This is a genomic window from Bradyrhizobium sp. WSM471 (assembly GCF_000244915.1).
In the GTDB taxonomy this organism is placed as follows: Bacteria; Pseudomonadota; Alphaproteobacteria; order Rhizobiales; family Xanthobacteraceae; genus Bradyrhizobium.
This window is the reverse complement of the sequence record NZ_CM001442.1, coordinates 6,584,098-6,597,908: the sequence shown is the minus strand read 5'-3', so window position 1 is coordinate 6,597,908 and position 13,811 is coordinate 6,584,098. Positions and strand designations below refer to the sequence as shown.

Sequence of the window (13,811 nt, the reverse complement as noted above, 5' to 3'; positions counted from 1 at the left end):
GTAAATACGCGGTACCGACAATAGATAGAGAATATCGTGCGCGCACACTTAGGTTGTCAATCTGATTTTTATCGTTTCGCCTCGGTCAGGCATAGTGACGAAAGTCAATCATGAAGTTCGCGCTCGGCATCATCACTCATACGCCGCTCTGGGTCTTCGCATTGCTTGCCTATCTGGTCTGGCAGGGCATCAAGGCGATGCAGCCGCGCAGGGCGCCGATCTCGCGCGCGCTGATCGTGCCGGCCGTGTTCATCGTCTGGGGCGTCTCACGGATCAGCTTTGGACATCAGGACGGCACGTGGCCGCTGATCGCCTGGATCGCGGCGGCACTGGCGCTACTGCCGCTCGGCGTGCTGACGCCGCGTCCGTTCGATGTCGATCACACGACCGGGGAGATCATTCGTCCCGGCAGCGCGTTTGCGCTGGTCCGCAACCTCGTCGTGTTCTCTGTGCAGTACACGGTTGGCGTGATCTCGGCGATCGATGCGGGCGATCGCGCGGTGGCCTTCATCGCCGGCCGCGCCATTTCGGGCGCGACCGCCGGCTATTTCATCGGCTCGACGATCGCGCTTCTGATCGCGTATCGCCGCAAGAGCGCGGTGGCATGATCAATGTGACCGGGATGCGCGTTTCATAGTCTTGGTGCCTGTAGAACGCGATCGCGTCGCGGAAGCCGCGGCGGGCTCCGCGAATCGCGCGCGTACCGCGCCGTGGACGGCGGATCCAAGCTGCCGCAGCGCAAGGCTGTCGAGCGGAAATTCGAGCAGGATGTGGATCAGGCTCAGCGCCAGCAGGAAGGTGAAGCCGAAGGCGTAGTCGTAGAAGTACAGCGCGGTGGAGACGGCGCTGGCGCCGGCCATCGCCGCCAGCCGCGCCTTTGGCACAGCGGTCCAGCGGATCACGTCGGCTTTGATGAACCAGTTCAGATAATGATAGGTGTAGACGAAGGCGAGCAGGCTGGTCAGCCTGACGTCGAGGACGAGCCCGGGCACGCCGAACAGCCGGCCGAGGGCCGGACCGACATTGCCGAAGTAATCCTGTCCGACGTGGGCAAAGCTCGCGATCCGGATTTCGGCGGTCGGCGGCACCAGCAGGATCGTGGCGATCGCGACGAGGTAGACGGCCACCAGCGCGGCCTGCACGCGGCTGCCGGACCGGTAGGCACCGAGCACCATGAAGATCAGCGTGAACAGGCAGACGTGGATCAAGGTCGGAATCAGGATGCCGATGACCGCGAGTGAAGACCCGCTCGAATACATGATCGCGGACAGCGCGATGGCCGCCATGAACAGCAGCATGCTTTCGATCGCCGAGGTGGTGGCTGCCAGCATGGCACATACGACCAGCGCGCCCCACATTGCGGAGCCGAACCATGACGCGTTGTCGATCAGGGCCGCGACCACGGCGACAATCGCCAGGACAGCGGCAATCCCGCGGTGAGGCAGATAGTAGCTGCGATCATGCAGCCACGAGATCTCGGTGAAATAATGCGCTGGGCCGAGCACGACATAGGCCAGCAGCAACAGCTCGAACGGCACCAGATAGGACGCGGCAAGCGCCCCGAGCATCAGGCCGAGATGGAGTGCATCGTTGCTGCGCATGATGAGCCCGCTGGCTTTGCGGGCTGCAAGTTAGAGCAGGCGCGGACAACTGGCAATTGTCCGCTAGTCTGCGCGAGCGCCGTGCTTGCGGCGTCCCGACCTGTCCTGCTGCGTCAGGACTTCACCGCACCCGCGGTGAGCCCGCCCACCATGTAGCGGCGGAAGGCGTAGTAGATCGCCGCCGGCGGCAGCGCGTAGATGAAGCCGGTCGTCATCAGCAGCTCCCACGGCGAGTCGTCGGCGGCCAGGAAGTTGCCGAGCGCGACGGGAAGGGTGAGCTCGCGGTCGTTCGAGAGCAGCAGGAACGCGTAGAGGTATTCGTTCCAGGCGAGCAGCACCGCATAGGTGCCGATCGCGACCAGCGAGGGCATCATCAGCGGCAAATAGACCAGGCGGAAGATCTGCAGGGTCGTCGCGCCGTCCATCACGGCGGCCTCGTCCAGTTCGACCGGCAGCTTGTCGGAGGCCTGCTTGAGCACCCAGATCGCATAAGGGCTGGCGATCGTCACCATGGCCAGGATCAGCGACCAATGATTGTTGAGCAGGCCGTAATTGCCCATGGTGCGATACATCGGCACCGCGAGGAACGCCGCCGGGATGAAATAGGTGAACAGCGCGAGGTTCATCACGATGCGCCCGCCGGGCACGCGCAGCCGCGAAATCGAGAACGCCGCGGCGGTCGCGATGACCAGCGTCAGCACGCCGACGGCCGCCGCGATCACCAGCGAATTCCAGAACTGCACGTAGAAGTCGCGCAGGAAATAATGCTGCTGCTTGAACACGATTTCGAAGTTGTGCAGTGTCGGATGATCCGGCCACAGCTTGCCCGAGAACGCGTCCTCCTTCGGCGAGATCGCAAACAGGAACATGTGATAGATCGGTATCATCGTCCAGAGCAGGACGGGAATGCCGATCAGGAGCAGCCGCGCCTCGGTCGCGACGTCACGGAGAGAGGGAAGCTTCATCGCGACAACCGTTTCATCATGAAGTACATCAGCGGCAGGACGAACGGTATCGCGCAGACGATGGAGGCCATCGCGAGCGAGAGCTGGTCGAGCCGGAGATAGCGGATGCCGAGCGTCGACAACACGTGCGTGAGGTCGGCCGGGCCGCCGCCGGTGAGCAGATAGACGCTGTTGAAGTCGCCGAGCGTCCAGATCATCGAGAGAAGCGTGCAGGTGATGTAGAGCATCTGCAGCGACGGCCAGGTGATGTAACGGAATTTCTGCCACCAGCTGGCGCCATCGACCTCGGCGGCCTCGAACAGATCTTGCGCGATCGCAAGCCGTCCGGTCATCAGGATCAGCGTCCAGAACGGCAGCGATTTCCAGATGTGGACGGCGATCGCCATGGTCAGCGCCACGGTCGGGTCGTTCAGCCAGTTCGGGCCGTCATCGCCGGTCAAGGAGAAGATGAAGTGGTTCACCATGCCCCATTCGGGGTTGAACATGAAGCGCACCGACAGGATGGTCGGGATCGACGGCACCGCCCAGGGCAGGATGAAAACCACCGAGAGCCATCTGATCCAGGTGCGCTGCTGCGCGAAGAAGCCGGACAGGAACAGCGCGATCAGCATCTTGATATTGATGCCGATGACCAGGAAGATCAGCGTGTTGACGGCGGCGCGCGCGAAGATCGGGTCGTTATAGAGCGCGACATAATTCGACGGAGCGCGCGCCAGCCATAACCCGTAACAGACGGGGTAGACGACGAAGGCGAGGAAAACGAGCAAATAGGGTGCGAGCAGCACGATGCCCCAGATTTGCGTCGGGGTCAGCCGCGACGACAAGGGCGGTGCGGGGATCGACTGATCACCAGAGAGCGTAATCGCCATTCTTTTTGGACTCTTCAAAGAGTTGCCGGCCGCAAAACGCGGCCGGTACTGTTCTTATACCTTCACCCGCAGGGCGGGGCGAGGGGCGATGACTTAACCCGCGACCTGCTTGATGCGGGCGATCAGTTCGTCGACGGCCTTGTCGACCGGAACCTTCTCGCTGACCACCCGGTTCATCGCCTTGGCCCACACGTTCTCGTTGTTGAGAATCGTGAACTTCCAGTTCTTGGTGAAGTCGAACGGCGCGGTGCCGCCCGTGAACTGGGCGTAGACCGCCTTGCGGTGCTTGTCGGCCTGCCAGAACGGGCTGGCCTGGCTTTCCTTCGTCACAGGGAACCAGCGGCCGAGCGCGCCCTCGATATAGGGCCGCACGTTCTCTTCCTGGAGCAGGAAGCTGATGAACTGCTTGGCCTCGGCCTTGTTCTTGGCCACGCTGAACACCAGCCCGGTCTTGACGTCGGAGCGGTAGCGGATGGTCGACCCATCCGGCGCCTTCGGGAAGGACGCCGTGATGATGTCCTGTTCATAGGCTTTCTTGCCGGCGTCGCGCTGCTCTTGCGTGAGCGCCTGGTTCTGCGAGTCCTCGTACCACTTAGCCGCGATCGAGATCGTGAAGTTGTGGGTCATCACGATGGTCTTGTTGTGGAACGCGACGTTGTTGTCCGGATCCTTCCAGGTCGTGGAGGACGGCGGCGTGCAGCCCTTGATGTAGGTGTCGGTGTAGTCCTTCATGGCCTTGATCAGGTTCTCGCGGACCTTGGGATCGTCGACCGTGAGCTTGCCGTCGTCATCGACCAGCTTGACGTGGTAGGCGTCCATGAAGGTGTAGAACGACTGGAAGGCGTCGGTGGATTCCACGCCCATCGGCTGGCCGACGGCGTAGATGCGCTGGCCGGTGGCTTTGCGGATTCCGGGTTGCACCTTGTCGCACCAGAACGTCCAGTACCCCGCCCAGTCGGTCGGAATGTCGGCGAGCTTGAAGCCGGCCTTCTCCAGCATGTCGTTCCAGATCTGGACGTGCATGCTCTGCTGCTTCAGCGGGAAGCCGTAATAGGCTTTCTTCTTGGTGACGTCGTTGTAGAGGATCGAGGCGTCCAGCGTGTTCTGCACGAACCGGCCCTTGATCGGCTCCATGATATCCGAGAGGTCCTCGAGCTTGCCCTCATAGGCCCACTTGCCCTGCGCCTGGACGTCATAGGAGTCGGAATAGGCCACATCGGGCACGGTGCCGGCATCGAGCGCCGCGACCGTCTTCGGAATCATGTCCTGGATCGCGTACTGCGACAATTCGACCTTGATTCCCGTCTTGGCTTCGAACTTCTTGATCGTATCGAGCAGCGCGTCGTCTTCGGAGCGGTAGAAGCCCTTGCCCCACCAGACCGTAATCGTCTTCTGCTGCGCAAATGCGGGTGCAGCGGCTGCAAACAGCCCGGCCGCAGCGACCGCCAGTGATACTGCGCCAATAACCTTGGATTTCACGTTTTTCTCCCTCAAACGGCCGGTGTTTTTAACCGGTCGTATAAAACACTAGCGCATGGCCGTGGTACGATCTAGCGGCTTGTTGTCAGACATAGGTCGTGGGGGATCGCCCTGTGGAGATGCTTAATGTGCGCATCGATCTAAAGGCTGCATCAATTCGTGGCAATCAATTCGCTCTGGGCATCCCGGCCTCACCCCATCATCTGCCGGATTGCCGAAAGATCCGGCTGTTGTAAGCGGTGTGACGGCCCAAGGCAACGCAACCGGCCGCGCCGCTGTGCTGCGGCGGTGATCCAGAAATGCCTTTGAGGACACGACAGCGGCAGGAACAGTCTGGCAGCGCGCCGCGGCGAATTGTCAGCGTTTCCGCTTCAGACCCATCGAAGCAGCATTCGAGCTTGCCCCGGCGGATCGGGGACGCGGCTTGCCTTGCCCACTCGTTAGTAAGGGAGAGCGCCATGCCTCGAGAAGCATTTTGAGGAGCTGGCTTGCATGTGGAGATAGGGTCGCACCGTGCCTACGCACGATTCCGATCGTCCGCGATACCTCCGGCTCGATCAACGGAATGGTGTGGATGATCGGATGACCGGCGGCTGGCGTCGCGAGCCTCGGTAGCACCGCGACGCCCAGTCCCGCTTCGACCAAGCCAAGGGAACCGGAGAGGTGAGCGACTTCGTAGGTCCAGTTGAGCTGCAAGCCGTGCCGCGCCATGGCGTTGTCGATCAACGCGCGATTGCCGCTGTTGCGGCCCACGGTGATGACACGGTGCGGCACTATCTCCGACCAGCTCACCTGCTTGCGCGATGCCAACGGATGATCATGGCGGCACGCCAGGACGAAAGGGTCTTCGACCAGTTTCTCAAATTCAATTTCGGCATGCGAAGCGCCGATGAAATTGATGCCGAAGTCGGCTTCTCCGCGCGCGACCGCTTCCAATCCTTCATTGGCGCCGATGTCCAAAATCCGGATGCGAATGCGCGGATACGCTTCGGCGAATCGGCCGATCGCTCGTGGCAGGAAATAGAATACTGCTGTCGGCACCGCGGCCACCGACACAACACCTGAACTTCGCGCGCCGATATCTTGGATGGCAAGCACCGACGTTTCGAACTCGTCGATGAGGCGGCGCACCTTTGGCAGGAAGTCGCGGCCGGTCATGGTGAGGTTGACGTGGCGCGTGGACCGTTCGAGCAACGGCGCGCCGAGGCTTTCTTCGAGCTTCTGAATGCGCCGGCTCAGCGCCGGTTGCGACAGGTTCAGCGCCTTCGCGGTGCGGACGAAGCTGCCCATCTCCGCCACGGTGATGAACGCCTTGAGGTCGAGCAGTTCTGCATTCATGGCAGACTCCGTTGTACCAATAACCGGAATAATACATCAGATATTTGCATTTCACAAAAGAGTTGGGCGGGTGGATGATCTCCTTCGAGCAAAGTTCCCGAACGGAAGAGCCTCATGAACGATCAGATCGCTATTCCATGCGTGGTAATGCGCGGGGGCACCTCGCGCGGGCCGTTTTTTCTGGCCAGCGATCTTCCAGCCGAACCCAGGCTGCGGGATGCGATCTTGTTGTCGGTGATGGGAGGGGGACACGATCTTGGGATCGACGGAATTGGCGGTGGCAACGCCGTCATCAACAAGGTTGCGATCGTCGGACCGGCATCCGTCGCGGGTGCCGATGTCGATTACCTCTTTGCCCAGGTACGGATTCGTGAAGGGATCGTCGATACTTCGCCGAACTGCGGGAATATGCTGGCAGCGGTAGGGCCGTTCGCAATCGAAGCCGGATTGGTCGCCGCTACCGCAGATCGCACCCATGTGCGCATCCACAATGTCAATACCGGCAAGCTGATTGACGCGACGGTTGCCACTCCCGGCGGGCGCGTGACCTATGAGGGCGAAGCGCAGATCGACGGTGTACCGGGAACGGCCGCGCCTATCGAACTGTCGTTCCCCAACGCAGCCGGCGCACGCACCGGCCGCCTGCTACCGACGGGACGTCCGGTCGACCGCATCGAAGGGGTGGACGTAACCTGCATCGACGCAGCCATGCCGGTCATGCTGGTCCGCGCCGCGGATATGGGATGGACCGGCCGTGAGGCACCCTCGGCGTTCGCCGACGGCGACTTCCGCGCGCGGCTCGAAAACCTGCGTATCGAGGCTGGACGCCGGATGGGTTTTCCGGATTCCCCGTCAATGGTGATTCCGAAACCGGTCCTGATTTCGCCCGCGGTCGAGGCGACGTTGAACACCCGGTACTTCATGCCGCACGACTGCCATAGCGCACTCGCGGTGACCGGCGCTGTCGCGATCGCGACCGCCTGTGTGACGCCCGGAACGATCGCCGCAGAGATGGTCGGACTGTTGGCGCCGCCGGTGACGATCACACTTGCCCATCCCTCCGGCCAACTCGTGGTTCGGCTGGAGCCCGGCCCAGTTGCCAAGGTGCAGCGGACAGCTCGGCGAATCTTCGAGGGCCACGTCTTCGCTCGCCGGTCGCACGTGCCTCTTTCAGTCATGGCGGCCTGAAGCTGGGCCGCCTCCGAAGCCATCAAGAAAAATCAGAGCCACAAATTCAGGGCCATAAATTCAGAGCCATAAAATTCAGAGCCATGGGAGAGATAAGAAATGCAGAAGGAAGCGCGGGTCGGGCACCCGAACATTCAGGTGCGAAAGCCATTCTACCGGGTTCTCTACGTCCAGGTCTTGATTGGCCTCATGCTGGGGATCCTCATGGGCCATTTCTGGCCCGAATTCGGCGCCGCGCTGAAGCCCCTCGGAGACGGCTTCGTCAAGCTGGTCAAGATGATGATCGCGCCGATCGTGTTCTGCACCATCGTGAGCGGCATCAACAGCATCAGCGATTCCCGCGAGGTTGCCCGCACGCTGGTGAAATCCATGGCGCTGTTTTACCTCTTGACCGCGCTCGCATTGCTGGCAGGCCTGATCGCCGTATCGTGGATCCAGCCGGGCGTGGGCATGCATGTTTCCCCCAGCACGTTGGATCCGTCGGTGGCCGCGAAATTCACCAAGCAAGCTGGCGTGTCCGGATTCGCGGACTTCGTGCTGCACATTATCCCGCATTCGTTCTTCGGAGCATTTGCCGATGGTGAAGTTCTGCCGGTGCTGCTGGTCTCCGTCCTGGTCGCCTTTGGGCTAAGCCGCGCCGGCGACGGCGGTGCCGTCGTGACAAAGGCAATCGACTCGTTCTCACAGGTGCTGTTTGTGTGCTTCGGCTTCGTCATGAAGCTCGCTCCGCTCGGTGCCTTCGGCGCCATGGCTTTCACGGTCGGCCGCTACGGCGTCCGTTCGATCGGCTCGCTCGGACTGCTGATCCTGACATTCTATGTCGCCTGCTCGGTCTTTGTGATCGTCGTGCTCGGTACGCTGGCGCGGTTGAACGGTTTCAGCCTGTGGAAGACCATTCGCTACTTCAAGGAAGAACTGCTCATCGTGCTCGGCACGTCATCGTCGGAGCCGGCGCTCCCTGGGGCGCTGCGCAAGCTGGAGCAGCTCGGATGCCAAAAAGGCGTGTCCGGACTGGTATTGCCGATGGGCTATTCTTTCAACCTTGATGGCAGCGCCATTTATCTCACGTTGGCCTCCATCTTCATCGCGCAGGCCTGCGACATCCACCTGTCGTGGGGGCAGATTGCGGCGATGCTCGGATTGATGCTGCTGACGTCGAAAGGCGCGGCCGGCGTTACCGGCAGCGGCTTCGTTGCCCTTGTCGCGACTCTCTCCGTCATGCCGGATCTGCCCGTGGCAGGCGTGGCGCTGCTTGTCGGCATCGACCGCTTCATGTCGGAAGCACGGGCGCTGACCAGCATGATCAGCAACTGCGTCGCGGCTATCACCGTTTCGCTGTGGGAGGGCGCTTGTGATCGCGAGGTGTTGGCACGCGAACTGGGACAGAGTGGCACTCTCAACGTCGCGGCCGGATCGAAGATCGGCGGGCGAGCAGTGGTGCAGGAGGACAAGGCGTGGATCTCGACGACGCAATCGGCCGCTTAACTCCACCTTTGGGATGAAATCGGCCGCAGTATTCAGTTGGCAAGCCGCTGGCAAGTCGAGCTTGTTGAGTGTGGGCTGCCGAAATCGGAAAGAGCGATGTCTATCAGCCTAGTTCGACTTCGCGCCTTGCTTGGCGTTCTCCGCCGTCGGCGATTCGGCCGGTGCGGGACGTTTCCCGGTGCCGGTGATGCGCTCGATCGCGGAGCGCACCGCGTCGCCCGGCTTGCGGTCTTTCAGCATGTCGAGCAGGGGCGCAGAGGCCGGCGAGCGGCGGATCAGGCTTTCCGGATCGGGAAAGACGAGGGGATCGTCCCAGGGGCCCTGCACCACGAAGGGCAATTCGAACCCCGACGCGCTGTTGAGGCTGGCCACGCCCTTCATGTCGTATTCGCGCGTCGGCACCGAGGCGGTGCCGGTCATCGTGATCTTCGCCGCCGGTCCTTCGACGCGGATGTCCTCGGCGGTGGCGACGCCATCGGAGAACTTCACCGCGATGGTGAGATTGTCGTAAGGGGTAGAGCCGTTGCGGAAATTGCCGCCACCGGACAGCGGCCGCCGCTCGAGCCGCTTGAGGAGCTGCTCGGCATTGAAGCCCGCGATCGCGCCGTCATGCCCTGTCACGGTGGCGCTGCCGTCGAGCGACTGCACGAGGCCGAACGGGCTCGAGCCGGACGCGAGGAGCGAGACGTTGATGTTGCCACGCCCGGACAGCTTGTTGATACCGAACAGCTCGGAGGCGCAGGCCTGAAGGTCGACGTCGGTGAACTGGAATTGCGCCTTGATGTCGGCGACGGTGTCGGAGCGCGCGATGCCGAACGAGCCCTTGGCGATGCCGCCATAGACCTGGGCCTCGCCGACCGAGAGCGCCAGCGTGCCGTTGCGCAGATTCGCGCCGATCGCGGTGCGGCCGAGTTTCGACGCCCCGACCGTCAGCTTGGCGGCCGACAGGCGCATGTCGAGGTCGGTGGTCGACAAGGCGTTGAGATCGAACAGCTGCCTGTTCCAGTCGCGCGCGCCGCTCGCGAGCAGGCGGAAGGTCGAGATATAGGGTGTGAAGTCGAGCGCGTCGGCCGCGAGCGTCGCCTGCAGCGTCTGCCGGCCGTTATTGGCGTAGGTCATCACGCCCTCGGCGGTGTTGCCGTCGAGCTCGACATTGACGTTGGTGAGCGCGATCGACGCGCCGACGACATTGGCCCGTGCCTTCAGCGCGAAGCGGCCGAAGCCGCCGCTGGCGGGCTGCGGTTGGCCGGTCCAGCGTAGCGCGTTGCGCAAGGACGGGCTGTCGATGGTGAGCGTGCCCTCCATCATCGGGCTGGTGCGGTTGGCGACGCTGCCGTCGAAGGCGAGCTTGAGCGGTGCGCTCGCGATCCGCGCCTTCAACCCCGAGCGCTCGCCGGAGAGCGCGGCGACGAAATCGGAAAAGCTGATCGAGCCGTCAACCCGTTCGCCGCGCCAGTCGAATTGTCCGGTCGCGGCGAAGGAGCGCGAGATCGAGGGCCAGGCCAGCGACAGGTCGATGTCCTCGAACTTCTCGGTGCCGTGCGTGGCGGCGTCCTCGTAATTGAGCGCGCCGTCCTGGATCCGGATCTCGGAGAACGACACTTGATTCTCGGCGCCGGGCTTCATGGTGCGCGCGATGGTCTGGATGAACGGCGTCCAGTTGCTTTCGCCGTCCGGCTTCAGGCTGACATGGATGCGCGGCCGGAGCAGCGTCAGGTCGGCGATCTCGAACCGTTGCAGCAGCAGCGGCAGCAGCCGCAGGTTCGCGGTCAGCACGTCGACATGGAGCGCGGGATCGCTGGTGCCGCCGCCCTTCAGGCCGACGTCATGGAAGGAGATGTAGCTTGCCGGCAGCACCGAAATGTCGATCGCGCCTGCGACATTGACCTCGAGCCCGGTGACGTCGCGGATCTGCGTTTCCACCGCTTTGCGCAGCGCGTCGCGGTTGATGAGCCATGAGGTCGCGATCAGGGCGATCAGCGCCACGCCGAGCAGCGCCGCGATCGGCGTCCCGAGGCGCTTCATTCCTTGGGCCATGGTCAATGGCATGTCCTGATCGAGTTGGTCGCTGGAGCCAGAAGGCGGGCCGGGAAACCTGCGCGCCCCACGCCCAAGACCTATTGTGTTAAGTGCCGCAACTTGATGGGTTTTCTTGTCGCTTTCAAGGCCGCGGGAACGGTTGCGCCCACGGCTTGGGCAGCTTCTATCACCCAGGGGCGGAGCGGAGAACCCCGTATCATTGACGGCTTCGGACGATTTCGCCTAATAATCGCCGCCACTAAGGCGCGACGCCTGCAAGCCGAAGGTTCACTCGAAGGTAATTTGCATGAACAAGGTCTATCCCGACGCCAAGTCGGCTCTCGAGGGCGTTCTGAAAGACGGCATGATGATCATGTCGGGCGGCTTCGGCCTCTGCGGCATCGCCGAGACGCTGTCGGACGCGATCCGCGACTCCGGCGTCAAGGACCTGACGGTCGTCTCAAACAATGCCGGTGTCGACGGCATCGGCCTTAGCCGCCTGCTCGAAACCCGCCAGATCAAGAAGATGATCTCGTCCTATGTCGGCGAGAACAAGCTGTTCGCCCAGCAATTCCTCGCCGGCGAGCTGGAACTCGAATTCAATCCGCAGGGCACGCTGGCCGAGCGCATCCGCGCCGGCGGCGCCGGCATTCCGGCCTTCTACACCAAGACCGGTGTCGGCACGCTGATCGCCGAAGGCAAGGAAGTGAAGGAATTCGACGGGCAGAAATACCTGATGGAGCGCGGCCTGTTCGCCGATCTCGCCATTGTCCACGCCTGGAAGGGCGACACCGCAGGTAACCTCATCTACCGCAAGACCGCGCGCAATTTTAACCCGATGATGGCGACCGCCGCCAAGGTCACGGTGGCCGAGGTCGAGCATCTGGTTCCGGCCGGCGAACTCGATCCCGACCACATCCACACGCCCGGTCTTTTCGTCAAGCGCATCGTCGAGGTCGGAACGGCCAAGAAGCGCATCGAATTCCGCAACACCCGCCCGCGCACCGCCGCTTAAGCGTATCAGGAGAACCACATGGCCTGGACCCGTGAACAGATGGCTGCGCGCGCCGCGAAGGAACTGCGTGACGGCTATTACGTCAATCTCGGCATCGGCATCCCGACGCTGGTCTCGAACTACATCCCGGACGGCATGGACGTCAGCCTTCAGAGCGAGAACGGCATGCTCGGCATGGGCCCGTTCCCCTATGAGGGTGAAGAGGACGCCGATCTCATCAACGCCGGCAAGCAGACCGTGAGCGAGCTGCCGTCGACCTCGTACTTCTCGAGCGCGGATTCCTTCGGCATGATCCGTGGCGGCCACATGGATCTGTCGATCCTCGGCGCCATGCAGGTGGCCCAGAACGGCGATCTCGCCAACTGGATGATCCCCGGCAAGATGGTCAAGGGCATGGGCGGCGCGATGGATCTCGTCGCCGGCGTCAAGCGCGTGGTCGTGGTGATGGAGCATTCGGCCAAGGACGGTCCAAAGCTCCTGAAGCAGTGCAATCTGCCGCTGACCGGCGAGCGCGTGGTCGACATGGTCGTGACTGACCTGGCGGTCTTCACGATCGACAAGCACGGCAGCGGCGGCATGGCGCTGATCGAGCTCGCCGACGGCGTCTCGCTCGACGAGGTCAAGGCCAAGACCGAAGCCGAATTCCGCGTCGCGCTGAAGAACACGTAAGGCGCTTGCAAGTACCGCGAAATGGCCGAGGCTTCGCTCCGGCCATTTTCGTTTCAGCTTGGCGCCGCCGTGACCACATCTGCGGTCGTCCTGGCGAGGCCACGACCCATACCGCGAGGTCTATCGATCGCGGTCGGCGATAGTCCCAAGGGCTGTCAAACGCGAGTCTTCGCCAAACTTTGCTTGGCGGCAATGGGTCCTGGCTTTCGCCAGGACGACATTGTGGAGGCAGCGCGCACATTGCCACCTCAATCGCATCATGACTTAACCGACCATGCCCGACCCCACCGCGCCGACACGCTTGCGACCCACGACGGCTCCTCGCGAACCAGGCGGAAGCCGAGATTGGCGGGCGGGACGCCTTGCGCGCAGCCGCCGGCGCGGGCGTCGCGGATGAAATCGGTAACATAGGCGCGGTGCGCACCCTCGGCGATACGCACGCCGCAATTCACGGTCGGTTTGCCGGCATTGCCGGCCGCGTCGATCCGCGAGCGCACGAAACAGGTCGAGGTCCACTCCCAGACGTTGCCGGCGAGATCTTCGATGCCGTGCTCGTTCGAACCGAACTTGCCGAAAGGATAGGCCGTCGTGTCGAAGAGGTCGCGTTCGGATTCACGCTCGTAACGGCCGATCCAGCGCTTCGATGGATCTGCTGCGTCCACCGGAAGGCCGTCATCCCTGAATCTGGAGCCGGCCGCAAAGGCCCATTCCGCGTCGCTCGGCAGGCGGTAGCTGTGACCGGTCTTGCGCGAGAGCCAACCCGCATAGGCCTCGGCATCGTGCCAGCTCACCTGCACCGCGGGTCGATCGGAGGCGATTGCCACGCCGCGATCAAGCGCGCGACAAGCGCCCTCCTGCACGCAAGTCTGATAGTCGGATGACGAGACCTGATGCCGCATGATGTTCAGCGGCTTCTCGAAATGCATCGCGCGCAGCGGCGCTTCCGCCTGCTGCCCGCCACGGGTGAAATCGCCGGCCTCGCGATAGGACAGGCTGCCTGGCGCGACCCTGACGATGGCGGGCTCCGCCGCGGCGCCGTGGGTCCGGATGTCCGACACCAGCGGCGCCACTGCGATCGGCCCCGCAAGCCCGGCGGCGCAGGCGAGCAGCAGTTTCAGCTTGAATGCGATCAGCATGGTCGTTCCCCGAGGAAAAGGGGCCGGTCTTCACCGGCCCCTCGTCG

12 protein-coding genes are annotated in these 13,811 nt (G+C 62.9%); 5 read left to right on the top strand and 7 right to left on the bottom strand.

The features are described from left to right. The first annotated feature begins 110 nt into the window (after nucleotides 1–110). Entirely contained in the window at nucleotides 111–608 is a 498-nt protein-coding gene (locus BRA471DRAFT_RS30070) for a DUF6622 family protein (protein WP_007614199.1), read from the top strand. Here BRA471DRAFT_RS30070 and BRA471DRAFT_RS30065 read toward each other — a convergent pair whose 3' ends face one another. The 5 genes from BRA471DRAFT_RS30065 to BRA471DRAFT_RS30045 form a co-directional block, all read right to left on the bottom strand. After that, a complete protein-coding gene (locus BRA471DRAFT_RS30065) occupies nucleotides 609–1,601 on the bottom strand; it encodes a hypothetical protein (RefSeq protein ID WP_007614197.1) in 993 nt (330 codons plus the stop codon). Between the two features lie 113 nt (nucleotides 1,602–1,714). After that, the gene (locus BRA471DRAFT_RS30060) at nucleotides 1,715–2,566 is read right to left on the bottom strand and encodes a carbohydrate ABC transporter permease (protein WP_007614196.1); all 852 of its coding nucleotides are present in this window, start codon (nucleotides 2,564–2,566) and stop codon (nucleotides 1,715–1,717) included. Then, nucleotides 2,563–3,435 (bottom strand): carbohydrate ABC transporter permease, encoded by an 873-nt coding sequence (locus tag BRA471DRAFT_RS30055; RefSeq protein ID WP_007614195.1) that lies wholly within the window; start codon nucleotides 3,433–3,435, stop codon nucleotides 2,563–2,565. Before BRA471DRAFT_RS30055 ends, BRA471DRAFT_RS30060 begins: the two co-directional genes overlap by 4 nt. Nucleotides 3,436–3,528: 93 nt before the next feature. After that, nucleotides 3,529–4,914 (bottom strand): ABC transporter substrate-binding protein, encoded by a 1,386-nt coding sequence (locus BRA471DRAFT_RS30050; RefSeq protein ID WP_007614194.1) that lies wholly within the window; start codon nucleotides 4,912–4,914, stop codon nucleotides 3,529–3,531. A 357-nt stretch (nucleotides 4,915–5,271) separates the two neighbouring features. Further along, on the bottom strand, nucleotides 5,272–6,252 hold the full coding sequence (locus BRA471DRAFT_RS30045; protein ID WP_007614193.1) for a LysR family transcriptional regulator: 981 nt from the start codon (nucleotides 6,250–6,252) through the stop codon (nucleotides 5,272–5,274). A 114-nt stretch (nucleotides 6,253–6,366) separates the two neighbouring features. On the opposite strand from BRA471DRAFT_RS30045, the gene BRA471DRAFT_RS30040 reads away from it, so the two are divergent. After that, entirely contained in the window at nucleotides 6,367–7,440 is a 1,074-nt protein-coding gene (locus BRA471DRAFT_RS30040) for a 4-oxalomesaconate tautomerase (RefSeq protein WP_007614192.1), read from the top strand. A gap of 99 nt (nucleotides 7,441–7,539) precedes the next feature. Beyond that, nucleotides 7,540–8,925 carry a C4-dicarboxylate transporter DctA gene (gene dctA, locus BRA471DRAFT_RS30035; protein WP_007614191.1) on the top strand — a complete coding sequence of 462 codons (1,386 nt, stop codon included), beginning with the start codon at nucleotides 7,540–7,542 and terminating at the stop codon, nucleotides 8,923–8,925. Nucleotides 8,926–9,033: 108 nt separating this feature from the next. On the opposite strand, the gene BRA471DRAFT_RS30030 is transcribed toward dctA, so the two are convergent. Then, the gene (locus BRA471DRAFT_RS30030; protein ID WP_007614190.1) at nucleotides 9,034–10,962 is read right to left on the bottom strand and encodes an AsmA family protein; all 1,929 of its coding nucleotides are present in this window, start codon (nucleotides 10,960–10,962) and stop codon (nucleotides 9,034–9,036) included. A gap of 289 nt (nucleotides 10,963–11,251) precedes the next feature. Between BRA471DRAFT_RS30030 and BRA471DRAFT_RS30025 the strand changes: the two genes are divergently transcribed. Together BRA471DRAFT_RS30025 and BRA471DRAFT_RS30020 are read left to right on the top strand one after the other, a co-directional pair. Further along, complete coding sequence (locus BRA471DRAFT_RS30025; RefSeq protein ID WP_007596238.1) at nucleotides 11,252–11,959, top strand: CoA transferase subunit A; 708 nt, start codon at nucleotides 11,252–11,254, stop codon at nucleotides 11,957–11,959. 18 nt (nucleotides 11,960–11,977) lie between these two features. Continuing rightward, nucleotides 11,978–12,628, top strand: a complete 651-nt coding sequence (locus BRA471DRAFT_RS30020) for a CoA transferase subunit B (protein WP_007596236.1) — start codon at nucleotides 11,978–11,980, stop codon at nucleotides 12,626–12,628. 257 nt (nucleotides 12,629–12,885) lie between these two features. On the opposite strand, the gene BRA471DRAFT_RS30015 is transcribed toward BRA471DRAFT_RS30020, so the two are convergent. Continuing rightward, nucleotides 12,886–13,764 carry an SUMF1/EgtB/PvdO family nonheme iron enzyme gene (locus tag BRA471DRAFT_RS30015; RefSeq protein WP_007614189.1) on the bottom strand — a complete coding sequence of 293 codons (879 nt, stop codon included), beginning with the start codon at nucleotides 13,762–13,764 and terminating at the stop codon, nucleotides 12,886–12,888. Nucleotides 13,765–13,811: the final 47 nt, after the last annotated feature.

Bases quoted from the DNA above. Each gene is read 5' to 3' on its own strand.
- BRA471DRAFT_RS30070 (WP_007614199.1), top strand. From the start codon at position 111: ATGAAGTTCGCGCTCGGCATCATCACTCATACGCCGCTCTGGGTCTTC.
- BRA471DRAFT_RS30065 (WP_007614197.1), bottom strand. From the start codon at position 1,601: ATGCGCAGCAACGATGCACTCCATCTCGGCCTGATGCTCGGGGCGCTT.
- BRA471DRAFT_RS30060 (WP_007614196.1), bottom strand. From the start codon at position 2,566: ATGAAGCTTCCCTCTCTCCGTGACGTCGCGACCGAGGCGCGGCTGCTC.
- BRA471DRAFT_RS30055 (WP_007614195.1), bottom strand. From the start codon at position 3,435: ATGGCGATTACGCTCTCTGGTGATCAGTCGATCCCCGCACCGCCCTTG.
- BRA471DRAFT_RS30045 (WP_007614193.1), bottom strand. From the start codon at position 6,252: ATGAATGCAGAACTGCTCGACCTCAAGGCGTTCATCACCGTGGCGGAG.
- BRA471DRAFT_RS30040 (WP_007614192.1), top strand. From the start codon at position 6,367: ATGAACGATCAGATCGCTATTCCATGCGTGGTAATGCGCGGGGGCACC.
- dctA (WP_007614191.1), top strand. From the start codon at position 7,540: ATGCAGAAGGAAGCGCGGGTCGGGCACCCGAACATTCAGGTGCGAAAG.
- BRA471DRAFT_RS30030 (WP_007614190.1), bottom strand. From the start codon at position 10,962: ATGGCCCAAGGAATGAAGCGCCTCGGGACGCCGATCGCGGCGCTGCTC.
- BRA471DRAFT_RS30025 (WP_007596238.1), top strand. From the start codon at position 11,252: ATGAACAAGGTCTATCCCGACGCCAAGTCGGCTCTCGAGGGCGTTCTG.
- BRA471DRAFT_RS30020 (WP_007596236.1), top strand. From the start codon at position 11,978: ATGGCCTGGACCCGTGAACAGATGGCTGCGCGCGCCGCGAAGGAACTG.
- BRA471DRAFT_RS30015 (WP_007614189.1), bottom strand. From the start codon at position 13,764: ATGCTGATCGCATTCAAGCTGAAACTGCTGCTCGCCTGCGCCGCCGGG.